This is a genomic window from Pseudomonas sp. EU05-FHT14B02 (assembly GCF_058791055.1).
Map to the genome: position 1 here is coordinate 219,498 of NZ_JBYTDD010000004.1, position 20,413 is coordinate 239,910.

Genomic DNA, 20,413 nt, shown 5'->3' on the forward strand with positions numbered 1-20,413 from the left:
GTATATCGCGACGCTTTGCCGCGTGTAGATGACAGTGCTTTCATGTAAGGCAGCAATAGCAGCACTCGATAGTGTGCATCCATCCAGTATTTGGCCGTATACTCCTACGTTTTCGACGCCCGCCGAGCGAGGCCACCTTGGACAAGATCCTGATTCGTGGGGCTCGAACCCACAACCTGAAGAACATCGACCTGACCCTGCCACGGGACAAGCTGATCGTCATCACCGGCCTGTCCGGCTCCGGCAAGTCGTCCCTGGCTTTCGATACCCTGTACGCCGAAGGTCAGCGCCGCTACGTCGAATCGCTATCGGCCTACGCCCGGCAGTTCCTGTCGATGATGGAAAAGCCCGACGTCGACACCATCGAAGGCCTGTCGCCGGCGATCTCCATCGAACAGAAGTCGACCTCGCACAACCCGCGCTCGACGGTCGGCACTATCACCGAAATCTACGACTACCTGCGCCTGCTTTATGCACGTGTGGGTATTCCCCGTTGCCCGGATCACGACATCCCGCTTGAAGCGCAGACCGTCAGCCAGATGGTCGACCTGGTCCTCGCCGAACCGGAGGGCAGCAAGCTGATGCTGCTGGCGCCGGTCATCCGCGAGCGCAAAGGCGAGCACCTGTCGGTTTTCGAAGAGCTGCGCGCACAGGGTTTTGTCCGCGCCCGAATCAATGGAAAGCTCTATGAGCTGGACGAAGCTCCCAAGCTCGACAAGCAGAAAAAACATACCATCGATGTCGTGGTCGACCGCTTCAAGGTTCGCGCCGACCTGCAACAACGCCTGGCCGAATCCTTCGAGACCGCGCTGAAACTGGCGGACGGCATCGCCCTGGTGGCGCCGATGGACGACGAGCCGGGTGAAGAGATGATCTTCTCCGCACGCTTCGCCTGCCCGATCTGCGGCCACGCGATCAGCGAACTGGAACCCAAGCTGTTCTCCTTCAACAACCCGGCCGGCGCTTGCCCGACCTGCGATGGTCTGGGGGTGAAGCAGTTCTTCGACATCAAGCGCCTGGTCAATGGTGAACTGACCCTGGCCGAAGGGGCGATTCGTGGCTGGGACAGGCGTAACGTCTATTACTTCCAGATGCTCGGCTCGCTGGCCTCGCACTACAAGTTCAGCCTGGAAGTTCCGTTCAACGAATTGCCGGCCGATCAGCAGAAATTCATCCTGCACGGCAGCGGTTCGCAAAACGTCGACTTCAAATACCTGAACGACCGTGGCGATATCGTCAAACGCTCGCACCCGTTCGAAGGCATCGTGCCGAACCTGGAACGCCGTTACCGCGAAACCGAATCGGCATCGGTGCGCGAAGAACTGGCCAAGTTCCTCAGCACCCAGTCGTGCCCGGATTGCCGCGGCACTCGCCTGCGGCGTGAAGCGCGGCATGTGTGGGTCGGCGAGAAAACCCTGCCGGCTGTGACCAACCTGCCGATCGGCGATGCGTCCGATTATTTTGGCGGGCTCAAGCTCACTGGACGACGTGGCGAAATTGCCGACAAGATCCTCAAGGAAATCCGCGAGCGCCTGCAGTTCCTGGTCAACGTCGGCCTCGACTACCTGTCGCTGGATCGCAGTGCGGACACCTTGTCCGGTGGCGAGGCCCAGCGTATTCGTCTGGCCAGCCAGATTGGCGCCGGCCTGGTGGGCGTCCTGTACATCCTCGACGAACCCTCCATCGGCTTGCATCAGCGCGATAACGACCGGCTGCTGGGCACCCTCAAGCACCTGCGCGATATCGGTAACACGGTGATCGTGGTCGAGCACGATGAAGACGCGATCCGCCTGGCCGACTACGTGGTGGACATCGGCCCGGGCGCTGGCGTGCACGGCGGGCATATCGTCGCCGAAGGCACACCGGCCGAGGTCATGGCTCACCCGGACTCGCTGACGGGTAAATACCTGTCAGGCCGGGTGAAGATCGAAGTCCCGGCCAAACGTACACCGCGTAACAAGAAGCTGACGCTGTCGCTCAAGGGCGCGCGCGGCAACAACCTGCGCAATGTCGACCTGGAGATTCCGATCGGCCTGCTGACCTGTGTGACCGGCGTGTCCGGCTCCGGCAAGTCGACGCTGATCAACAACACCCTGTTCCCTTTGAGCGCCACTGCGCTGAATGGCGCCACTACCCTCGAAGCGTCCGCCCACGACAGCATCAAGGGCCTGGAGCACCTGGACAAGGTCGTCGACATCGACCAGAGCCCGATCGGCCGTACACCGCGCTCCAACCCGGCGACCTACACCGGTTTGTTCACGCCGATCCGCGAGTTGTTCGCCAGCGTACCGGAGTCCCGTTCCCGGGGCTATGGTCCGGGGCGTTTCTCCTTCAACGTCAAGGGCGGTCGCTGCGAAGCTTGTCAGGGCGACGGCCTGATCAAGGTCGAGATGCACTTCCTGCCGGACATCTACGTGCCCTGCGACGTGTGCAAAAGCAAGCGATACAACCGCGAGACCCTTGAGATCAAGTACAAGGGCAAGAGCATCCACGAAACTCTCGAGATGACCATCGAGGAAGCACGGGTGTTCTTCGATGCCGTACCGGCCTTGGCGCGCAAGCTGCAAACCTTGATGGACGTCGGCCTGTCGTACATCAAGCTGGGGCAATCGGCGACCACGCTGTCCGGCGGTGAAGCCCAAAGGGTGAAACTGTCCCGCGAGCTGTCCAAGCGCGATACCGGCAAGACCCTGTACATCCTCGACGAACCCACCACCGGTCTGCACTTCGCGGATATCCAGCAACTGCTGGACGTGTTGCATCGCCTGCGCGACCACGGCAACACCGTGGTGGTGATCGAACACAACCTGGACGTGATCAAGACAGCTGACTGGCTGGTGGACCTGGGGCCGGAGGGTGGTTCCAAGGGCGGGCAGATCATTGCCGTCGGCACCCCGGAAGAAGTGTCAGAGATGAAGCAATCCCATACCGGTTTCTACCTCAAGCCGCTGCTGGAGCGCGATCGGGCTTAACCGGCCCCCATGAAAAAGCCCCTGTTACTTCATCAGTGACAGGGGCTTTTTTATATTCGCAGCAATCAGGTGTGGGATTGCAGGTAGTTCTCAAGCCCGATCAACTTGATCAGACCCAACTGCTTCTCGAGCCAGTAGGTGTGATCTTCTTCGGTGTCATGCAATTGAACCCGCAGCATTTCGCGGCTGACGTAGTCCTTGTGTTGTTCGCAGAGCTTGATGCCCTTGCACAACGCAGCCCGTACTTTGTATTCCAGGCGCAAATCCGCTTCGAGCATCTCTGTCACCGTGGTGCCGACGTCGAGATCGTCCGGACGCATGCGCGGCGTGCCTTCGAGCATCAGAATCCGGCGCATCAGGGCATCAGCGTGCCCTGCTTCCTCTTCCATCTCGTGGTTGATTCTTTCGTAGAGCTTGGTGAAACCCCAGTCCTCATACATCCGCGAGTGGACGAAATATTGATCGCGCGCGGCCAGTTCGCCGGTCAGCAACGTGTTGAGGTAATCGATCACATCTGGGTGGCCTTGCATCGCCCTACATCTCCCTGCTTTAAAGTTGTAGTTTGAACCAACATGCCCTTATCGTCACTCGCAAGACGCAATAAAAGCGAAGATATTCTGAGAAAACCGGCTGAAATAACGCAAAAACCGCCCAAATAAGGGCGGTTCTGCTTCTCATTTAGACTTCGTTAAGCTGTACGTTGAGCAGCTTTGCGATTGCTTCTCCATACGCCGGGTCAGCCTTGTAGAAGTGCTGCAACTGGCGATCAACCACATCACTCGATACACCCGCCATCGCACCGGCAATGTTGCTAACCAGCAATGATTGCTGCTCCCCAGTCATCAAGCGGAACAACGCGCCGGCGTGGCTGTAGTAGTCGGTATCCTCGCGGTGATCGTAGCGATCAGCCGCACCGCTCAGTGCCAATGGCGGCTCCGCATAGCGAGGCGCTTGCTTCGGCGACTCAACGTAGCTGTTCGGCTCGTAGTTGGGTGCCGCACCGCCGTTACTGCCAAACGCCATCGAACCATCACGCTGGTAGCTGTTCACCGGACTGCGAGGCGCATTAACCGGCAATTGCTGGTGATTGGTGCCAACACGGTAGCGGTGAGCATCCGCGTAAGCGAATACTCGACCTTGCAGCATGCGGTCAGGCGATAAGCCAACACCTGGGACCATGTTGCTGGGACCGAATGCCGCTTGCTCGACTTCAGCAAAGTAGTTCAGCGGATTGCGATTGAGCTCCAGTTCTCCGACTTCAATCAGTGGAAACTCTTTCTGCGACCAGGTCTTGGTGACATCAAAGGGGTTCTCGTAGTGCGCCGCTGCCTGAGCTTCGCTCATGATCTGGATGCATACGCGCCATTTCGGGAAATCACCCTGCTCGATGGCATTGAACAGGTCGCGTTGGGCGTAATCCGGATCAGTGCCCGCCAGGCGCGCAGCCTCCGCTGGAGCAAGGTTCTTGATCCCCTGCTTGGTCTTGTAGTGCCACTTCACCCAGTGACGCTCACCTTGAGCGTTGATGAGGCTGTAAGTGTGGCTGCCAAAACCATGCATGTGACGGTATCCATCAGGGATACCCCGGTCGGAGAACAGGATGGTGACCTGGTGCAGCGCCTCGGGCGAATGCGACCAGAAGTCCCACATCGCCTGGGCACTCTTCAGGTTGCTTTGCGGCAAACGCTTCTGGGTGTGGATAAAGTCCGGGAACTTCAGTGGATCGCGAATGAAGAACACGGGGGTGTTGTTGCCGACGATGTCCCAGTTGCCTTCCTCGGTATAAAACTTCAAGGCGAACCCGCGCGGATCACGCTCGGTATCAGCCGAACCCCGCTCACCGCCCACGGTGGAAAACCGCAGGAAAGTCGGAGTTTGCTTGCCGACTGTCTCAAACAGCTTCGCGCTGGTGTATTGAGTGATATCGCGGGTCACGGTGAACGTACCGTAGGCACCCGAGCCTTTGGCGTGTACACGGCGCTCAGGGATGTTTTCACGGTTGAAGTGGGCAAGCTTCTCGATCAGGTGAAAGTCGTCGAGCAGCAGCGGGCCACGAGGGCCGGCGGAACGGGAATTCTGGTTATCGGCAACAGGAGCGCCACTGGCGGTGGTAAGCGTTTTGTTTTGGCTCATGCGATCTTCCTTCCTCTGTCGGTCTTGAACTGCCGGCTATCGGCTGAGAGGGAGTATTGATCATCAATATGACAGCTACAAATTCATTAACTTGCAGGCATCGATAGAGAAAAACTAATGATCATCCCCATCACATAATGACGACGAGGACGCGGGAGGCGCTTGTACAGAGGGCGCGTTTCTTACAGGCACAAAAAACCGGGCACTAGGCCCGGTTCTTTGTTTCAGACTGACGTCTTACTCGGCAGATACAGCTTCGCCAGCAGTAGCACGATCAACCAACTCGACGTACGCCATAGGCGCGTTGTCGCCAGCGCGGAAACCGCACTTGAGGATGCGCAGGTAGCCACCCTCACGGGTAGCGTAACGCTTGCCCAGGTCGTTGAAGAGCTTACCAACGATAGCTTTCGAACGAGTACGGTCGAAAGCCAGACGGCGGTTAGCAACGCTATCTGTCTTGGCCAAAGTGATCAGCGGCTCGGCAACGCGGCGCAGTTCTTTAGCTTTTGGCAGAGTAGTTTTGATCAGCTCGTGCTCGAACAGCGACACCGCCATGTTTTGGAACATGGCCTTGCGGTGCGAGCTGGTGCGGCTCAGGTGACGACCACTTTTACGATGACGCATGGTTCATTCCTTACCAAACACTACGTTCGGTGATTACGACGATCAGGCAGTCGCCTTGTCGTCCTTCTTAAGACTTGCAGGCGGCCAGTTGTCGAGGCGCATGCCGAGGGACAGACCGCGGGAGGCCAGAACGTCCTTGATTTCAGTCAAGGATTTCTTGCCCAGGTTCGGAGTCTTCAACAGCTCTACTTCGGTACGCTGAATCAGGTCACCGATGTAGTAGATGTTTTCCGCCTTAAGGCAGTTAGCCGAACGTACAGTCAGTTCCAGATCGTCAACCGGGCGAAGCAGGATCGGATCGATCTCGTCTTCCTGCTCGACAACCACTGGCTCACTGTCACCCTTGAGGTCGACGAACGCAGCCAACTGCTGTTGCAGGATGGTTGCAGCGCGGCGAATAGCCTCTTCAGGATCCAGAGTACCGTTGGTTTCCAGATCAATAACCAGCTTGTCCAGGTTAGTACGCTGCTCGACACGGGCGTTTTCCACCACGTATGCGATACGGCGAACTGGGCTGAACGAAGAGTCAAGCTGCAAGCGACCGATGCTGCGGCTTTCGTCTTCATCGCTCTGACGCGAGTCTGCCGGTTCATAACCACGACCACGAGCTACTACGAGCTTCATGTTCAGGGCGCCGTTAGACGCCAGGTTAGCGATTACGTGATCGGGATTAACGATCTCGACATCATGATCCAGCTGAATATCGGCAGCGGTAACCACCCCCGAACCCTTCTTCGACAAGGTCAGCGTAACTTCGTCACGACCGTGCAGCTTGATAGCCAGACCTTTAAGGTTCAACAGGATTTCAATTACGTCTTCCTGTACACCTTCGATGGCGCTGTACTCATGGAGCACACCGTCAATCTCGGCCTCGACTACTGCACAGCCGGGCATTGAGGACAACAGGATGCGGCGCAGCGCGTTGCCCAGGGTATGGCCAAAGCCACGCTCGAGAGGCTCGAGAGTGATCTTGGCGCGGGTTGGACTGACAACCTGCACATCAATGTGGCGGGGTGTCAGGAACTCATTTACCGAAATCTGCATGGATGCACCTATTTTCTAGCCCTTACTTGGAGTAGAGCTCGACAATCAGGCTTTCGTTGATGTCGGCGGACAGATCACTGCGAGCTGGAACGTTCTTGAAAACGCCCGACTTCTTCTCAGTGTCTACTTCTACCCATTCTACGCGGCCACGTTGGGCACACAGATCGAGAGCTTGGACAATGCGAAGTTGATTTTTTGCTTTCTCGCGAACAGCGACCACGTCACCAGCACGAACCTGGTAGGACGGAACGTTAACGGTCTGACCGTTTACGCTGATCGACTTGTGCGATACCAGCTGACGGGATTCGGCACGAGTCGAACCAAAGCCCATACGGTATACAACGTTGTCCAGACGGCATTCGAGCAGTTGCAGCAGGTTTTCACCGGTTGCACCTTTCTTGCCAGCAGCTTCTTTGTAGTAGCCGCTGAACTGACGCTCGAGAACGCCGTAGATACGACGGACCTTCTGCTTTTCACGCAGTTGGGTGCCGTAGTCGGACTGGCGACCGCGGCGTTGGCCGTGGATACCAGGTGCTGCTTCAATGTTGCACTTCGATTCGATCGCGCGCACGCCGCTCTTCAGGAAGAGATCGGTGCCTTCGCGACGAGCGAGTTTGCATTTTGGACCAATGTAACGAGCCATTCTTTACAATCTCCTGGATTACACGCGGCGCTTCTTCGGCGGACGGCACCCGTTGTGCGGGATTGGCGTCACGTCGGTGATGCTGGCGATCTTGTAGCCACAGCCGTTCAAAGCGCGGACTGCGGATTCACGACCTGGACCTGGACCTTTGACGTTGACGTCGAGGTTTTTCAGGCCGTATTCCAGCGCAGCTTGACCAGCACGTTCAGCAGCTACTTGAGCAGCAAACGGGGTGGACTTGCGGGAACCGCGGAAACCCGAACCACCGGAGGTAGCCCAGGAAAGAGCGTTACCTTGACGGTCGGTGATGGTCACGATGGTGTTGTTAAAAGATGCATGGATGTGGGCGATGCCATCAACCACTGTCTTTTTAACTTTTTTACGAGGACGAGCAGCAGGTTTTGCCATGATTAAATTCCTGTCGATTCGCTGGGGCGATTACTTGCGGATCGGCTTACGCGGACCTTTACGGGTACGCGCGTTGGTCTTGGTACGCTGACCGCGCACTGGAAGACCGCGACGATGACGCAGACCGCGATAGCAACCGAGGTCCATCAAGCGCTTGATTTTCATGTTGATTTCGCGACGCAGGTCACCTTCAGTGGTGAACTTCGCCACTTCGCCACGCAGCTGTTCAATTTGCTCGTCGCTCAGATCTTTGATCTTTGCTGCTGGGTTTACCCCAGTCTCTGCACAAATTTTCTGTGCAGTAGTGCGACCAACACCATAGATGTAGGTCAGCGAGATAACAGTATGCTTGTTATCTGGAATGTTAACGCCTGCAATACGGGCCATTCAGTGGGACTCCAATTGACAGCTACCTACGCCCCGGAAGCCAAGAAATAGGGCGCGAGATAATATCGCTGTAATAACAAATAATCAACCCGGCAGCGCACTAGCTGCCGGGCTTGAAGCACAATCACACTCAGCCTTGGCGCTGTTTGTGACGCGGTTCCGCGCTGCAAATTACTCGAACAACACCTTCGCGGCGAATAATCTTGCAGTTACGGCACAGCTTTTTCACCGATGCACGAACTTTCATCACCAACTCCTCGAACCTTATGGGTCAGCGCAGCATGCCGCTGCCGTAACCCTTCAGGTTGGCTTTCTTCATCAGGGATTCGTACTGGTGCGAAACGAGGTGCGATTGTACTTGGGACATGAAGTCCATCACAACCACGACGACGATCAGCAACGAGGTCCCGCCAAGGTAGAACGGTACGTTGGCTGCAACCACCAGGAACTGGGGCAACAGGCAGACGGCCGTCATGTAAAGAGCACCGAACATGGTCAAGCGAGTCAGAACGCCATCAATGTAGCGCGCAGACTGCTCACCTGGACGGATGCCCGGAATAAAGGCACCGGACTTCTTCAGGTTTTCCGCTACGTCTTTCGGATTGAACATCAACGCCGTATAGAAGAAGCAGAAGAAAATAATCCCTGCACTAAACAGCAGAATATTCAACGGCTGACCAGGAGCGATCGACTGCGAGATGTCCTGCAACCAGCCCATACCTTCAGACTGACCGAACCAGGCACCCAACGAAGCCGGGAACAGCAAAATGCTGCTCGCGAAAATAGCCGGAATAACACCGGCCATGTTCACCTTCAGCGGCAAGTGGCTGGTCTGCGCAGCGAAGACCTTGCGGCCCTGCTGACGCTTGGCGTAGTGAACAGCAATACGACGCTGACCACGCTCAATGAACACCACGAAACCGATAATCGCTACTGCCAGCAAACCGATGGCAACCAGGGCAAAGATGTTGATATCACCCTGACGTGCAGACTCGAAAGACTGCCCGATCGCTCTCGGAAGACCGGCGACGATACCTGCGAAAATCAACATCGAGATACCGTTGCCAACACCACGCTCAGTAATCTGCTCACCCAGCCACATCATGAACATCGCACCAGCCACAAACGTGGTTACCGCGACGAAATGGAAGCCAAAGTCACCAGTGAACGCAACACCCTGCCCCGCCAGGCCAACGGACATGCCGATAGCCTGAACCAGGGCGAGGATGACAGTGCCGTAGCGGGTGTACTGGCTGATCTTGCGACGGCCAGCTTCACCTTCCTTCTTCAACTGCTCCAGCTGCGGGCTGACGGCGGTCATCAGTTGCATGATGATCGATGCCGAGATGTACGGCATGATCCCCAGTGCAAAGATGCTCATCCGCTCCAGCGCGCCGCCGGAAAACATGTTGAACAAGCTAAGAATGGTCCCCTCATTCTGTCGAAACAGGTCCGCGAGTCGGTCCGGGTTGATACCTGGAACCGGGATGTGTGCGCCTATTCGGTAGACGATAATCGCCAGGAACAGAAAACGCAGACGAGCCCAGAGTTCAGACATACCGCCTTTGCCGAGCGCAGAGAGAGCACCTTGCTTAGCCATTTATTCCTCGAACTTGCCGCCAGCTGCTTCGATAGCCGCACGCGCACCCTTGGTGGCGCCGATTCCCTTGCCGATAGTGACAGCGCGAGTCACTTCACCGGACAGCATGATTTTCACACGCTGTACGTTGACATTGATCACGTTGGCATCTTTCAGGGACTGCACGGTGACGATGTCGCCTTCCACTTTAGCCAGCTCAGACAAACGCACTTCTGCGCGATCCATGGCTTTCAGGGAAACGAAACCGAACTTCGGCAGGCGACGATGCAGCGGCTGTTGACCGCCTTCAAAGCCTGGAGCAATGGTGCCACCGGAGCGGGAGGTCTGACCTTTGTGACCACGGCCACCAGTCTTACCCAAACCGCTACCGATACCACGGCCCGGACGATGCTTTTCGCGACGGGAACCCGGCGCTGGACTCAGATCATTGAGTTTCATCGATTAACCCTCGACACGCAGCATGTAGTAAGCCTTGTTGATCATCCCGCGATTCTCGGGAGTATCCTGGACTTCTACAGTGTGACCGATGCGACGCAGACCCAGACCCTTAACGCACAGTTTGTGGTTAGGGATGCGGCCGGTCATGCTTTTGATCAGCGTTACTTTTACGGTAGCCATGATCAGAAGATCTCCTTGACGCTTTTGCCACGCTTGGCGGCAATGGATTCAGGAGACTGCATTGCTTTCAAACCCTTGAAAGTGGCGTGAACCACGTTTACAGGGTTAGTCGAGCCGTAGCACTTGGCCAGAACGTTCTGAACGCCAGCAACTTCGAGGACAGCACGCATAGCGCCGCCAGCGATGATACCGGTACCTTCAGAAGCAGGCTGCATGTACACCTTCGAAGCGCCGTGAGCGGACTTCATTGCGTACTGCAGAGTGGTGCCGTTCAGATCAACCTGGATCATGTTGCGGCGAGCAGCTTCCATTGCCTTCTGGATCGCAGCAGGCACTTCACGCGACTTGCCACGGCCGAAGCCAACACGGCCCTTACCATCACCAACCACGGTCAACGCGGTGAAGGTGAAGATACGGCCGCCTTTAACGGTTTTGGCTACGCGGTTAACTTGAACCAGCTTCTCGATGTAGCCTTCGTCGCGCTTTTGGTCGTTATTTGACATAACTTAGAACTCCAGCCCAGCTTCACGAGCAGCATCAGCCAGCGCTTTAACGCGGCCGTGGTACTTGAAGCCAGAGCGGTCGAAAGCCACTTGCGAGACGCCAGCGGCCTTAGCACGCGTAGCGACCAGCTGGCCAACCTTAGTGGCCGCGTCGATGTTGCCGGTGGCACCATCACGCAGTTCTTTATCCAAAGTCGAGGCGCTTGCCAGGACTTTGTTGCCGTCGGCCGAAATGACCTGGGCGTAGATGTGCTGCGAAGAGCGGAACACGCAGAGACGCACGACTTCGAGTTCGTGCATTTTCAGGCGTGCTTTGCGAGCGCGACGCAGTCGAGTAACTTTTTTGTCGGTCATTTGCTATGCCCTACTTCTTCTTGGCTTCTTTACGACGGACGACTTCGTCCGCGTAGCGCACACCTTTGCCTTTGTACGGCTCTGGTGGACGGAAGTCGCGGATCTCGGCGGCCACTTGACCTACCAGCTGCTTGTCGATGCCCTTGATCAGGATATCGGTCTGGCTAGGAGTCTCAGCGGTGATGCCTTCCGGCAGTTCGTAATCCACTGGGTGCGAGAAGCCAAGAGCCAGGTTCAGCACTGTGCCTTTTGCTTGCGCTTTGTAACCAACACCGACCAGCTGGAGCTTGCGCTCGAAGCCTTGGCTTACGCCCTGGACCATGTTGTTTACCAACGCACGAGTGGTACCAGCCATCGCGCGAGTCTGTTGATCGCCATTGCGAGCAGCGAAACGCAGCTCACCAGCTTCTTCAACGATCTCAACGGACGAGTGGATGTTCAGTTCGAGAGTGCCCTTGGCACCCTTCACCGAAAGCTGTTGGCCTGCGAATTTTACTTCGACACCGGCTGGCAGCTTAACGGGGTTCTTAGCGACGCGAGACATGCTTATCCCCCCTTAGAACACAGTGCAAAGAACTTCGCCGCCGACACCGGCAGCGCGCGCAGCACGATCAGTCATCACACCCTTGTTGGTGGAGACGATAGACACACCGAGACCGCCACGAACTTTTGGCAGATCATCGACGGACTTGTACTGACGCAGGCCTGGACGGCTAACGCGCTTCACTTCTTCGATAACCGGACGGCCTTCGAAGTACTTCAGCTCGATGGACAGCAGTGGTTTGATTTCGCTGCTGATCTGATAACCCGCAATGTAACCTTCGTCCTTCAGGACTTTGGCAACAGCTACCTTCAACGTGGAAGATGGCATGCTTACGACGGACTTTTCAGCCATCTGGGCATTACGGATACGAGTTAGCATGTCCGCTAACGGGTCCTGCATACTCATGGGCTAGACGCTCCTAATACAAAAAAATTAGCCTTGCGGCTATTACGTGTCGCCGAGAATCTCCGAGCATGAAAAACACGGGCTCAGGCGAGCCGGGTATTCTAGACACACCCCAGAAATGAATCAAGCCCCAAAAGGGGCTTGATTCAGATTCAAGGCCACCGGTGGTCAGGATCTTGCGATCCTGGACACCGAGACTTTGACAGTACTTACCAGCTGGCTTTAACCAGACCCGGTACGTCACCACGCATAGCAGCTTCACGCAGCTTGTTACGGCCGAGGCCGAACTTGCGGTAAACGCCGTGTGGACGACCGGTCAGGCGGCAGCGGTTACGCATGCGCGAAGCGCTTGCGTCACGTGGCTGCTTCTGCAGGGCTACTGTAGCTTCCCAACGCGCTTCTGGACTTGCGTTCAGATCAACGATGATAGCTTTCAGTGCTGCACGCTTCTTGGCGTACTTGGCAACCGTGAGCTGACGCTTCAGCTCGCGGTTTTTCATGCTCATCTTGGCCATGGTCCTACTCCAATCAGTTGCGGAACGGGAATTTGAACGCACGCAGCAGAGCGCGGCCTTCATCATCGTTCTTGGCAGTGGTGGTCAGGGTGATGTCCAGACCGCGGAGAGCATCGATCTTGTCGTAGTCGATTTCCGGGAAGATGATCTGCTCTTTCACGCCCATGCTGTAGTTGCCACGACCATCGAAGGACTTGGCATTCAGGCCGCGGAAGTCGCGAACCCGAGGCAGGGAGATCGACAGCAGACGATCCAGGAACTCGTACATACGCTCACGGCGCAGGGTCACTTTGACGCCGATCGGCCAACCTTCACGGACTTTAAAGCCTGCGATGGATTTGCGAGCGTAGGTCACAACGACTTTCTGGCCGGTGATCTTTTCCAGGTCAGCAACAGCGTGCTCGATGACTTTTTTGTCGCCGATCGCTTCGCCCAGACCCATGTTCAGGGTGATTTTGGTAACGCGCGGAACTTCCATCACGTTCGAAAGCTTAAGTTCTTCCTTAAGTTTCGGAGCAATTTCCTTCCGGTAAATCTCTTTTAGTCGTGCCATGGTCTCATCTACCTAGCAGTGTTCAAGCATCAACCGCTTTTTGGGTCGACTTGAAGACACGAATTTTCTTGCCGTCTTCTACTTTGAAACCAACGCGGTCAGCCTTGTTGGTTTCGCCGTTGAAAATGGCGACGTTAGAAGCATCCAGTGGAGCTTCTTTTTCGACGATACCGCCCTGCACGCCCGACATAGGGTTAGGCTTGGTATGACGCTTGACCAGGTTCAGACCACCAATAACCAGACGGTTGTTAGCGAGAACCTTAAGCACCTTACCGCGCTTACCTTTGTCTTTGCCGGCGATCACGATGATCTCGTCGTCACGACGAATCTTTTGCATGTCGGATCTCCTTACAGCACTTCTGGGGCGAGCGAGACGATCTTCATGAACTTCTCAGTACGAAGTTCACGGGTCACTGGCCCAAAGATACGGGTGCCGATCGGCTCTTGCTTGTTGTTCAGAAGAACAGCAGCGTTGCCATCAAAGCGGATAATGGAGCCATCAGCACGACGTACGCCGTGACGAGTGCGGACTACAACAGCAGTCATCACTTGGCCTTTTTTCACTTTACCGCGAGGAATTGCTTCCTTCACTGTAACTTTGATGATGTCACCGATACCAGCGTAACGACGATGGGAGCCACCCAGCACCTTGATGCACATAACGCGGCGAGCGCCGCTGTTATCGGCCACATCGAGCATGGATTGAGTCTGAATCATATAATTTCTCCGACCCCTAGTCCTTAGACTTCCACAGCGCGTTCGAGAACATCAACCAGCGCCCAAGACTTGGTCTTGGCCAAAGGACGAGTTTCACGAATAGTGACTTTGTCGCCGATGTGGCACTGATTGGTTTCGTCGTGCGCGTGCAGCTTAGTCGAACGCTTAACGTATTTACCGTAGATCGGGTGCTTAACGCGACGCTCGATCAGAACGGTGATGGTTTTGTCCATCTTGTCGCTGACAACACGGCCAGTCAGCGTACGGACAGTTTTTTCGGCTTCAGCCATGATTACTTACCTGCCTGCTGGTTGAGCACAGTCTTCACGCGAGCGATGTCACGCTTAACTTGCGAGAGCAGATGAGACTGCCCCAACTGGCCAGTTGCTTTCTGCATACGCAGATTGAACTGGTCGCGCAGCAGGCCGAGCAGTTGCTCGTTCAGCTGCTGTGCGGATTTTTCACGAAGTTCATTCGCTTTCATCACATCACCGTCCGTTTAACAAAGGAGGTGGCGAGCGGCAGCTTTGCAGCAGCCAGGGCGAAAGCCTCACGCGCCAGCTCTTCAGAAACACCCTCGATTTCATACAGGACTTTGCCTGGCTGAATCTGGGCAACCCAGTATTCCACGTTACCCTTACCTTTACCCATCCGAACCTCGAGAGGTTTTTTGGAGATCGGCTTGTCCGGGAATACACGGATCCAGATCTTGCCGCCACGTTTTACGTGACGGGTCAGAGCACGACGCGCTGACTCGATCTGACGAGCGGTGAGACGACCACGAGCAACAGACTTCAGCGCGAACTCGCCGAAGCTGACTTTGCTACCGCGCAATGCCAGGCCACGGTTGTGACCAGTCATCTGCTTGCGGAACTTCGTACGCTTTGGTTGCAACATTTGGCGTACCCCTTACTTAGCAGCTTTTTTACGAGGCGCTGGTGCTTGTGGTTTCAGTTCTTCTTGGCGACCACCAATTACTTCGCCTTTGAAGATCCAAACCTTTACACCGATCACACCGTAAGTGGTGTGAGCTTCGTAGTTGGCATAGTCGATGTCGGCACGCAGGGTGTGCAATGGCACACGACCTTCGCGATACCATTCAGTACGTGCGATTTCAGCACCGCCGAGACGACCGCTCACTTGGATTTTGATGCCTTTGGCACCAATGCGCATGGCGTTCTGTACTGCGCGCTTCATAGCGCGACGGAACATTACGCGACGCTCCAGCTGCTGAGCTACGCTCTGCGCAACCAGCATACCGTCGAGCTCCGGCTTGCGGATCTCTTCGATATTGATGTGCACAGGCACACCCATTTGCTTGGTCAGGTCCTGACGCAGTTTCTCAACATCTTCACCTTTCTTCCCGATAACGATACCTGGACGAGCGGTGTGGATGGTGATGCGTGCAGTTTGGGCCGGACGATGGATATCGATACGGCTTACGGACGCGCTTTTTAGTTTGTCTTGGAGGTACTCACGCACATTCAGATCTGCGAGCAAATAGTCCGCATAAGTCCGACCGTCTGCGTACCAGACGGAGGTGTGCTCCTTGACGATTCCCAGGCGAATGCCAATGGGATGTACTTTCTGACCCATCTCTTCGACTCCGTTACTTGTCAGCAACCTTGACAGTGATATGGCAAGACCGCTTGACGATGCGATCAGCACGGCCTTTGGCACGTGGCATGATGCGCTTCAGCGAACGCCCTTCGTTGACGAAAACAGTGCTGACCTTCAGGTCATCAACGTCTGCGCCTTCGTTATGCTCGGCGTTGGCTACGGCCGACTCCAGCACTTTCTTCATGATCTCGGCGGCTTTCTTACTGCTGAAAGCCAACAGGTTGAGCGCTTCGCCCACCTTCTTCCCGCGGATCTGGTCGGCGACCAAGCGGGCTTTCTGGGCGGAGATTCGAGCGCCCGACAACTTAGCGGCTACTTCCATTTCCTAACCCCTTAACGCTTGGCTTTCTTGTCTGCCACGTGCCCGCGATAAGTGCGGGTACCGGCGAACTCGCCCAGTTTGTGGCCGACCATGTCTTCGTTCACGAGAACTGGGACGTGCTGACGACCGTTGTGTACTGCGATGGTCAGACCGACCATTTGTGGCAGGATCATCGAACGACGCGACCAGGTTTTCACCGGTTTGCGATCGTTCTTTTCCGCCGCCACTTCGATCTTCTTCAGTAGGTGAAGATCGATAAAAGGACCTTTTTTCAGAGAACGTGGCACTGTCGTATCCCTCTATTTACTTGCGACGACGGACGATCATTTTGTCGGTACGCTTATTACCACGAGTCTTCGCGCCCTTAGTCGGGAAGCCCCATGGCGATACCGGATGACGACCACCAGAGGTACGACCTTCACCACCACCATGTGGGTGGTCAACCGGGTTCATGGCAACACCACGAACGGTTGGGCGAACGCCACGCCAGCGTTTGGCACCAGCTTTACCCAGCGAACGCAGGCTGTGCTCGGAGTTCGAGACTTCGCCCAGGGTCGCACGGCATTCAGCCAGGACTTTACGCATTTCACCGGAACGCAGACGCAGGGTAACGTACACGCCTTCACGAGCGATCAGCTGAGCCGAAGCACCAGCGGAACGAGCGATCTGTGCGCCTTTACCTGGCTTCAGTTCGATGCCGTGTACGGTAGAACCGACTGGAATGTTGCGCAGTTGCAGAGCGTTACCTGGCTTGATTGGAGCCAGAGCGCCAGCGATCAGCGTGTCGCCAGCACTCACGCCTTTAGGGGCGATGATGTAGCGGCGCTCGCCGTCTGCGTAGCAGAGCAGTGCGATGTGAGCAGTACGGTTTGGATCGTATTCGATACGCTCGACAGTGGCGACGATGCCATCTTTGTCGTTGCGACGGAAATCGACCATACGGTAATGCTGCTTATGACCACCACCGATGTGACGAGTGGTAATACGGCCATTGTTGTTACGACCACCAGTCTTCGATTTCTTCTCGAGCAGCGGTGCGTGAGGAGCCCCTTTATGCAGCTCCTGGTTGACCACCTTGACCACAAAACGGCGGCCAGGGGAAGTCGGTTTGCATTTAACGATTGCCATGATGCACCCCTTCCTTACTCAGCACTGCTGCTGAAATCGAGATCTTGGCCTGGCTGAAGGGAGATAACTGCCTTCTTCCAGTCATTACGCTTGCCCAGACCGCGAGCAGTGCGCTTGCTCTTACCCAGAACATTCAGGGTAGTAACACGCTCTACTTTCACGCTGAACAGGCTTTCGACGGCCTTCTTGATTTCCAGCTTGGTTGCGTCGGTAGCAACCTTGAAAACGAACTGGCCTTTCTTGTCTGCCAGAACCGTAGCCTTCTCGGAAACGTGCGGGCCAAGCAGAACTTTAAATACGCGTTCCTGGTTCATCCCAGCAGCTCCTCGAATTTCTTCACGGCCGACACGGTGATCAACACCTTGTCGTATGCGATCAGACTAACTGGATCGGAACCTTGCACGTCACGCACATCTACGTGTGGCAGGTTACGAGCAGCCAGGTACAGGTTCTGATCAACAGCGTCGGACACGATCAGAACGTCGGTCAGGCTCATGTTGTTCAGTTTGCCCAGCAGGTCTTTGGTTTTCGGCGTTTCAACGGCGAAATCCTGAACCACGACCAGACGATCAGTACGCACCAGCTCAGCAAGGATGGAACGCATTGCTGCGCGGTACATCTTCTTGTTCAGCTTCTGGGAGTGATCCTGAGGACGAGCTGCGAAAGTGGTACCGCCGCCACGCCAGATTGGGCTACGGATAGTACCGGCACGAGCACGGCCAGTACCTTTCTGACGCCATGGGCGCTTACCGCCACCACGAACGTCGGAACGGGTCTTTTGCTGCTTGGAACCCTGACGACCGCCAGCCATGTAGGCTACGACTGCTTGGTGAACCAGCGTCTCGTTGAATTCGCCGCCAAATGTCAGTTCGGAAACTTCGATCGCTTGAGCGTCATTTACATTTAATTGCATGTCAGCTTCCCCTTAACCGCGAGCCTTGGCTGCTGGACGTACAACCAAGTTGCCGCCAGTAGCGCCAGGAACAGCGCCCTTGACCAACAACAGATTGCGTTCAGCGTCCACGCGCACTACTTCGAGGGACTGCACGGTCACGCGCTCAGCGCCCATATGACCGGACATTTTTTTGCCCTTGAATACACGACCAGGAGTCTGGCACTGGCCGATAGAGCCTGGAACGCGGTGGGATACGGAGTTACCGTGGGTGTTATCTTGCCCGCGGAAATTCCAACGCTTGATCGTACCCTGGAAGCCTTTACCCTTGGACTGACCGGTTACATCAACCAGTTGACCAGCGGCGAAGATTTCAGCGTTGATCAGATCGCCGGCCTGGTACTCGCCTTCTTCAAGGCGGAATTCCATTACGGTACGACCAGCGGCAACGTTCGCTTTAGCGAAGTGGCCAGCCTGAGCTGCTGTTACACGCGAAGCACGACGCTCGCCGACAGTGACTTGCACTGCACGATAGCCATCGGTCTCTTCAGTTTTGAACTGGGTGACGCGATTCGGTTCGATCTCAATGACCGTGACCGGAATGGAGACACCTTCTTCGGTGAAAATACGGGTCATACCCGCTTTACGACCGACTACACCAATAGTCATGTTGTAAACCTCATGAGTGTACGGGGCTTTCACCCGCTATGGCCGCCCATTTCAGAGCGTTACACGACTAAGACCGAGTCTTAGCCGAGGCTGATCTGTACTTCCACACCGGCCGCAAGATCAAGCTTCATAAGAGCATCAACGGTTTTATCCGTTGGCTGGACGATATCCAGAACACGCTTATGAGTACGGATCTCGTACTGGTCACGCGCGTCTTTGTTGACGTGCGGGGAGACCAGAACGGTGAACCGCTCTTTACGGGTAGGCAGTGGAATTGGACCACGCACTTGAGCACCAGTACGTTTCGCGGTTTCCACGATTTCCTGGGTTGATTGGTCGATCAGGCGATGGTCGAAAGCCTTCAACCTGATACGGATTTGCTGATTTTGCATTGGATTTCAGACTCCGGCTGCTATTCCCACCGGGCGCAATACGCCCGTTAAAAGGAGGCGCAATTCTATAGACGCCCCAGATGGGTGTCAACCCAATAAAAAAGCCCCCGCTGAGCGGGGGCCTTTCAAAGCATCGAAGCTATCTCAAAAGAGATGCTTACTCGATGATTTTGGCTACGACGCCAGCGCCGACGGTACGACCGCCTTCACGGATAGCGAAACGCAGGCCGTCTTCCATTGCGATGGTCTTGATCAGGGTAACTTCCATCTGGATGTTGTCACCTGGCATTACCATTTCAACGCCTTCTGGCAGCTGGCAGTTACCAGTCACGTCAGTAGTACGGAAGTAGAACTGTGGACGGTAGCCTTTGAAGAACGGAGTGTGACGACCGCCTTCTTCCTTGCTCAGAACGTAAACTTCTGCGGTGAACTTGGTGTGCGGCTTAACCGAACCTGGCTTAACCAGAACCTGGCCACGCTCAACGTCGTCACGCTTGGTACCACGCAGCAGAACGCCGCAGTTCTCGCCAGCACGACCTTCGTCGAGCAGCTTGCGGAACATTTCAACACCGGTGCAGGTGGTGGTGGTGGTGTCACGCAGACCAACGATTTCCAGTGCATCTTGAACGCGAACGATACCGCGCTCGATACGACCAGTCACAACAGTACCACGACCCGAGATCGAGAATACGTCTTCGATTGGCATCAGGAATGGCTTGTCGATAGCACGCTCTGGTTCTGGGATGTAGCTGTCCAGGGTTTCAACCAGTTTACGAACGGCAGTGGTGCCCATTTCGTTGTCGTCTTTGCCTTCCAGCGCCATACGAGCCGAACCGATGATGATTGGAGTGTCATCGCCCGGGAAGTCGTAGGTGGACAGCAGGTCGCGAACTTCCATCTCGACCAGTTCCAGCAGCTCAGCGTCGTCTACCAGGTCAGCCTTGTTCAGGAAAACCACGATGTACGGAACGCCTACCTGACGGGACAGCAGGATGTGCTCACGGGTTTGCGGCATCGGACCATCAGCGGCCGAGCAAACCAGGATCGCGCCGTCCATCTGGGCAGCACCGGTGATCATGTTCTTCACATAGTCAGCGTGACCTGGGCAGTCAACGTGAGCGTAGTGACGGATCTTCGAGTTGTACTCGACGTGCGCGGTGTTGATGGTGATACCACGAGCTTTTTCTTCTGGCGCGCTGTCGATCTTATCGAAATCAACGATTGCGGAACCGAAAACTTCGGAGCAAACGCGAGTCAGAGCTGCGGTCAGAGTGGTTTTACCGTGGTCAACGTGACCGATGGTGCCAACGTTGACGTGCGGTAGGGAACGATCAAATTTTTCTTTAGCCACGACAATTAACTCCTTGCCT

The 20,413-nt window shown here is 55.8% G+C and carries 32 protein-coding genes; 1 reads left to right on the forward strand and 31 read right to left on the reverse strand.

Features of this window, described 5'->3' with window-relative positions; genetic code table 11:
* Positions 1–137: 137 nt before the first annotated feature.
* Positions 138–2,972 carry an excinuclease ABC subunit UvrA gene (gene uvrA, locus AC3WTM_RS06390; protein ID WP_102672156.1) on the forward strand — a complete coding sequence of 945 codons (2,835 nt, stop codon included), beginning with the start codon at positions 138–140 and terminating at the stop codon, positions 2,970–2,972.
* 65 nt (positions 2,973–3,037) lie between these two features.
* Here uvrA and bfr read toward each other — a convergent pair whose 3' ends face one another.
* The 31 genes from bfr to tuf all read right to left on the reverse strand — a co-directional run bounded on the left by bfr (position 3,038) and on the right by tuf (position 20,394).
* Positions 3,038–3,502, reverse strand: a complete 465-nt coding sequence (bfr, locus tag AC3WTM_RS06395) for a bacterioferritin (RefSeq protein ID WP_008053867.1) — start codon at positions 3,500–3,502, stop codon at positions 3,038–3,040.
* A 148-nt stretch (positions 3,503–3,650) separates the two neighbouring features.
* Entirely contained in the window at positions 3,651–5,105 is a 1,455-nt protein-coding gene (locus tag AC3WTM_RS06400) for a catalase (RefSeq protein WP_102672157.1), read from the reverse strand.
* A 237-nt stretch (positions 5,106–5,342) separates the two neighbouring features.
* Complete coding sequence (gene rplQ, locus AC3WTM_RS06405) at positions 5,343–5,729, reverse strand: 50S ribosomal protein L17 (RefSeq protein WP_007970429.1); 387 nt, start codon at positions 5,727–5,729, stop codon at positions 5,343–5,345.
* Between the two features lie 42 nt (positions 5,730–5,771).
* Positions 5,772–6,773, reverse strand: coding sequence for a DNA-directed RNA polymerase subunit alpha (locus tag AC3WTM_RS06410; protein ID WP_007970428.1), 1,002 nt, complete (start codon positions 6,771–6,773; stop codon positions 5,772–5,774).
* 22 nt (positions 6,774–6,795) lie between these two features.
* Positions 6,796–7,416, reverse strand: coding sequence for a 30S ribosomal protein S4 (gene rpsD / locus AC3WTM_RS06415; protein WP_003176404.1), 621 nt, complete (start codon positions 7,414–7,416; stop codon positions 6,796–6,798).
* Positions 7,417–7,434: 18 nt separating this feature from the next.
* On the reverse strand, positions 7,435–7,824 hold the full coding sequence (rpsK, locus tag AC3WTM_RS06420; RefSeq protein ID WP_002555466.1) for a 30S ribosomal protein S11: 390 nt from the start codon (positions 7,822–7,824) through the stop codon (positions 7,435–7,437).
* A 30-nt stretch (positions 7,825–7,854) separates the two neighbouring features.
* Positions 7,855–8,211 (reverse strand): 30S ribosomal protein S13, encoded by a 357-nt coding sequence (gene rpsM, locus AC3WTM_RS06425; RefSeq protein ID WP_009045849.1) that lies wholly within the window; start codon positions 8,209–8,211, stop codon positions 7,855–7,857.
* Between the two features lie 130 nt (positions 8,212–8,341).
* Positions 8,342–8,458, reverse strand: a complete 117-nt coding sequence (gene rpmJ, locus AC3WTM_RS06430) for a 50S ribosomal protein L36 (protein WP_002555468.1) — start codon at positions 8,456–8,458, stop codon at positions 8,342–8,344.
* 24 nt (positions 8,459–8,482) lie between these two features.
* Entirely contained in the window at positions 8,483–9,811 is a 1,329-nt protein-coding gene (secY, locus tag AC3WTM_RS06435; protein WP_102672158.1) for a preprotein translocase subunit SecY, read from the reverse strand.
* Positions 9,812–10,249, reverse strand: a complete 438-nt coding sequence (rplO, locus tag AC3WTM_RS06440) for a 50S ribosomal protein L15 (RefSeq protein ID WP_003228720.1) — start codon at positions 10,247–10,249, stop codon at positions 9,812–9,814. It abuts the gene before it with no gap.
* A 3-nt stretch (positions 10,250–10,252) separates the two neighbouring features.
* A complete protein-coding gene (rpmD, locus tag AC3WTM_RS06445; RefSeq protein ID WP_003176408.1) occupies positions 10,253–10,429 on the reverse strand; it encodes a 50S ribosomal protein L30 in 177 nt (58 codons plus the stop codon).
* Between the two features lie 2 nt (positions 10,430–10,431).
* On the reverse strand, positions 10,432–10,932 hold the full coding sequence (gene rpsE / locus AC3WTM_RS06450; RefSeq protein WP_003186035.1) for a 30S ribosomal protein S5: 501 nt from the start codon (positions 10,930–10,932) through the stop codon (positions 10,432–10,434).
* Between the two features lie 3 nt (positions 10,933–10,935).
* A complete protein-coding gene (gene rplR, locus AC3WTM_RS06455; protein WP_003186037.1) occupies positions 10,936–11,286 on the reverse strand; it encodes a 50S ribosomal protein L18 in 351 nt (116 codons plus the stop codon).
* 10 nt (positions 11,287–11,296) lie between these two features.
* Positions 11,297–11,830 carry a 50S ribosomal protein L6 gene (gene rplF / locus AC3WTM_RS06460; protein WP_003176412.1) on the reverse strand — a complete coding sequence of 178 codons (534 nt, stop codon included), beginning with the start codon at positions 11,828–11,830 and terminating at the stop codon, positions 11,297–11,299.
* A gap of 12 nt (positions 11,831–11,842) precedes the next feature.
* Positions 11,843–12,235, reverse strand: coding sequence for a 30S ribosomal protein S8 (rpsH, locus tag AC3WTM_RS06465; RefSeq protein WP_003186040.1), 393 nt, complete (start codon positions 12,233–12,235; stop codon positions 11,843–11,845).
* A 209-nt stretch (positions 12,236–12,444) separates the two neighbouring features.
* Positions 12,445–12,750, reverse strand: a complete 306-nt coding sequence (gene rpsN, locus AC3WTM_RS06470) for a 30S ribosomal protein S14 (protein WP_003176414.1) — start codon at positions 12,748–12,750, stop codon at positions 12,445–12,447.
* 13 nt (positions 12,751–12,763) lie between these two features.
* Positions 12,764–13,303, reverse strand: coding sequence for a 50S ribosomal protein L5 (gene rplE / locus AC3WTM_RS06475; protein WP_003210069.1), 540 nt, complete (start codon positions 13,301–13,303; stop codon positions 12,764–12,766).
* Between the two features lie 22 nt (positions 13,304–13,325).
* Complete coding sequence (gene rplX, locus AC3WTM_RS06480; RefSeq protein ID WP_003176416.1) at positions 13,326–13,640, reverse strand: 50S ribosomal protein L24; 315 nt, start codon at positions 13,638–13,640, stop codon at positions 13,326–13,328.
* An 11-nt stretch (positions 13,641–13,651) separates the two neighbouring features.
* Complete coding sequence (gene rplN / locus AC3WTM_RS06485) at positions 13,652–14,020, reverse strand: 50S ribosomal protein L14 (RefSeq protein WP_002555479.1); 369 nt, start codon at positions 14,018–14,020, stop codon at positions 13,652–13,654.
* Between the two features lie 23 nt (positions 14,021–14,043).
* Entirely contained in the window at positions 14,044–14,310 is a 267-nt protein-coding gene (rpsQ, locus tag AC3WTM_RS06490) for a 30S ribosomal protein S17 (protein ID WP_003176419.1), read from the reverse strand.
* Between the two features lie 2 nt (positions 14,311–14,312).
* On the reverse strand, positions 14,313–14,504 hold the full coding sequence (gene rpmC, locus AC3WTM_RS06495; protein WP_002555481.1) for a 50S ribosomal protein L29: 192 nt from the start codon (positions 14,502–14,504) through the stop codon (positions 14,313–14,315).
* Positions 14,504–14,917, reverse strand: coding sequence for a 50S ribosomal protein L16 (gene rplP, locus AC3WTM_RS06500; protein ID WP_003228729.1), 414 nt, complete (start codon positions 14,915–14,917; stop codon positions 14,504–14,506). The genes rpmC and rplP overlap by 1 nt, the downstream gene beginning before the upstream one ends.
* A gap of 12 nt (positions 14,918–14,929) precedes the next feature.
* Positions 14,930–15,616, reverse strand: coding sequence for a 30S ribosomal protein S3 (rpsC, locus tag AC3WTM_RS06505; protein ID WP_007970424.1), 687 nt, complete (start codon positions 15,614–15,616; stop codon positions 14,930–14,932).
* A gap of 13 nt (positions 15,617–15,629) precedes the next feature.
* Complete coding sequence (rplV, locus tag AC3WTM_RS06510) at positions 15,630–15,962, reverse strand: 50S ribosomal protein L22 (protein WP_003103908.1); 333 nt, start codon at positions 15,960–15,962, stop codon at positions 15,630–15,632.
* Positions 15,963–15,973: 11 nt separating this feature from the next.
* Positions 15,974–16,249 carry a 30S ribosomal protein S19 gene (gene rpsS, locus AC3WTM_RS06515; RefSeq protein ID WP_002555486.1) on the reverse strand — a complete coding sequence of 92 codons (276 nt, stop codon included), beginning with the start codon at positions 16,247–16,249 and terminating at the stop codon, positions 15,974–15,976.
* Between the two features lie 16 nt (positions 16,250–16,265).
* Positions 16,266–17,090, reverse strand: a complete 825-nt coding sequence (rplB, locus tag AC3WTM_RS06520; protein ID WP_008018194.1) for a 50S ribosomal protein L2 — start codon at positions 17,088–17,090, stop codon at positions 16,266–16,268.
* A 14-nt stretch (positions 17,091–17,104) separates the two neighbouring features.
* Complete coding sequence (rplW, locus tag AC3WTM_RS06525) at positions 17,105–17,404, reverse strand: 50S ribosomal protein L23 (protein ID WP_002555488.1); 300 nt, start codon at positions 17,402–17,404, stop codon at positions 17,105–17,107.
* Entirely contained in the window at positions 17,401–18,003 is a 603-nt protein-coding gene (gene rplD, locus AC3WTM_RS06530; protein WP_003228735.1) for a 50S ribosomal protein L4, read from the reverse strand. The genes rplW and rplD overlap by 4 nt, the downstream gene beginning before the upstream one ends.
* A gap of 12 nt (positions 18,004–18,015) precedes the next feature.
* A complete protein-coding gene (rplC, locus tag AC3WTM_RS06535; protein ID WP_007955641.1) occupies positions 18,016–18,651 on the reverse strand; it encodes a 50S ribosomal protein L3 in 636 nt (211 codons plus the stop codon).
* 80 nt (positions 18,652–18,731) lie between these two features.
* Complete coding sequence (rpsJ, locus tag AC3WTM_RS06540; protein ID WP_003186070.1) at positions 18,732–19,043, reverse strand: 30S ribosomal protein S10; 312 nt, start codon at positions 19,041–19,043, stop codon at positions 18,732–18,734.
* 157 nt (positions 19,044–19,200) lie between these two features.
* Positions 19,201–20,394, reverse strand: coding sequence for an elongation factor Tu (gene tuf, locus AC3WTM_RS06545; protein WP_008053875.1), 1,194 nt, complete (start codon positions 20,392–20,394; stop codon positions 19,201–19,203).
* Positions 20,395–20,413 lie beyond the last annotated feature (19 nt).

Excerpts from the sequence above, each read along its gene's own strand:
- bfr (WP_008053867.1), bottom strand. The coding sequence starts at position 3,502 with ATGCAAGGCCACCCAGATGTGATCGATTACCTCAACACGTTGCTGACC.
- AC3WTM_RS06400 (WP_102672157.1), bottom strand. The coding sequence starts at position 5,105 with ATGAGCCAAAACAAAACGCTTACCACCGCCAGTGGCGCTCCTGTTGCC.
- rplQ (WP_007970429.1), bottom strand. The coding sequence starts at position 5,729 with ATGCGTCATCGTAAAAGTGGTCGTCACCTGAGCCGCACCAGCTCGCAC.
- AC3WTM_RS06410 (WP_007970428.1), bottom strand. The coding sequence starts at position 6,773 with ATGCAGATTTCGGTAAATGAGTTCCTGACACCCCGCCACATTGATGTG.
- rpsD (WP_003176404.1), bottom strand. The coding sequence starts at position 7,416 with ATGGCTCGTTACATTGGTCCAAAATGCAAACTCGCTCGTCGCGAAGGC.
- rpsK (WP_002555466.1), bottom strand. The coding sequence starts at position 7,824 with ATGGCAAAACCTGCTGCTCGTCCTCGTAAAAAAGTTAAAAAGACAGTG.
- rpsM (WP_009045849.1), bottom strand. The coding sequence starts at position 8,211 with ATGGCCCGTATTGCAGGCGTTAACATTCCAGATAACAAGCATACTGTT.
- rpmJ (WP_002555468.1), bottom strand. The coding sequence starts at position 8,458 with ATGAAAGTTCGTGCATCGGTGAAAAAGCTGTGCCGTAACTGCAAGATT.
- secY (WP_102672158.1), bottom strand. The coding sequence starts at position 9,811 with ATGGCTAAGCAAGGTGCTCTCTCTGCGCTCGGCAAAGGCGGTATGTCT.
- rplO (WP_003228720.1), bottom strand. The coding sequence starts at position 10,249 with ATGAAACTCAATGATCTGAGTCCAGCGCCGGGTTCCCGTCGCGAAAAG.
- rpmD (WP_003176408.1), bottom strand. The coding sequence starts at position 10,429 with ATGGCTACCGTAAAAGTAACGCTGATCAAAAGCATGACCGGCCGCATC.
- rpsE (WP_003186035.1), bottom strand. The coding sequence starts at position 10,932 with ATGTCAAATAACGACCAAAAGCGCGACGAAGGCTACATCGAGAAGCTG.
- rplR (WP_003186037.1), bottom strand. The coding sequence starts at position 11,286 with ATGACCGACAAAAAAGTTACTCGACTGCGTCGCGCTCGCAAAGCACGC.
- rplF (WP_003176412.1), bottom strand. The coding sequence starts at position 11,830 with ATGTCTCGCGTCGCTAAGAACCCCGTTAAGCTGCCAGCCGGTGTCGAA.
- rpsH (WP_003186040.1), bottom strand. The coding sequence starts at position 12,235 with ATGAGTATGCAGGACCCGTTAGCGGACATGCTAACTCGTATCCGTAAT.
- rpsN (WP_003176414.1), bottom strand. The coding sequence starts at position 12,750 with ATGGCCAAGATGAGCATGAAAAACCGCGAGCTGAAGCGTCAGCTCACG.
- rplE (WP_003210069.1), bottom strand. The coding sequence starts at position 13,303 with ATGGCACGACTAAAAGAGATTTACCGGAAGGAAATTGCTCCGAAACTT.
- rplX (WP_003176416.1), bottom strand. The coding sequence starts at position 13,640 with ATGCAAAAGATTCGTCGTGACGACGAGATCATCGTGATCGCCGGCAAA.
- rplN (WP_002555479.1), bottom strand. The coding sequence starts at position 14,020 with ATGATTCAGACTCAATCCATGCTCGATGTGGCCGATAACAGCGGCGCT.
- rpsQ (WP_003176419.1), bottom strand. The coding sequence starts at position 14,310 with ATGGCTGAAGCCGAAAAAACTGTCCGTACGCTGACTGGCCGTGTTGTC.
- rpmC (WP_002555481.1), bottom strand. The coding sequence starts at position 14,504 with ATGAAAGCGAATGAACTTCGTGAAAAATCCGCACAGCAGCTGAACGAG.
- rplP (WP_003228729.1), bottom strand. The coding sequence starts at position 14,917 with ATGTTGCAACCAAAGCGTACGAAGTTCCGCAAGCAGATGACTGGTCAC.
- rpsC (WP_007970424.1), bottom strand. The coding sequence starts at position 15,616 with ATGGGTCAGAAAGTACATCCCATTGGCATTCGCCTGGGAATCGTCAAG.
- rplV (WP_003103908.1), bottom strand. The coding sequence starts at position 15,962 with ATGGAAGTAGCCGCTAAGTTGTCGGGCGCTCGAATCTCCGCCCAGAAA.
- rplB (WP_008018194.1), bottom strand. The coding sequence starts at position 17,090 with ATGGCAATCGTTAAATGCAAACCGACTTCCCCTGGCCGCCGTTTTGTG.
- rplW (WP_002555488.1), bottom strand. The coding sequence starts at position 17,404 with ATGAACCAGGAACGCGTATTTAAAGTTCTGCTTGGCCCGCACGTTTCC.
- rplD (WP_003228735.1), bottom strand. The coding sequence starts at position 18,003 with ATGCAATTAAATGTAAATGACGCTCAAGCGATCGAAGTTTCCGAACTG.
- rplC (WP_007955641.1), bottom strand. The coding sequence starts at position 18,651 with ATGACTATTGGTGTAGTCGGTCGTAAAGCGGGTATGACCCGTATTTTC.
- rpsJ (WP_003186070.1), bottom strand. The coding sequence starts at position 19,043 with ATGCAAAATCAGCAAATCCGTATCAGGTTGAAGGCTTTCGACCATCGC.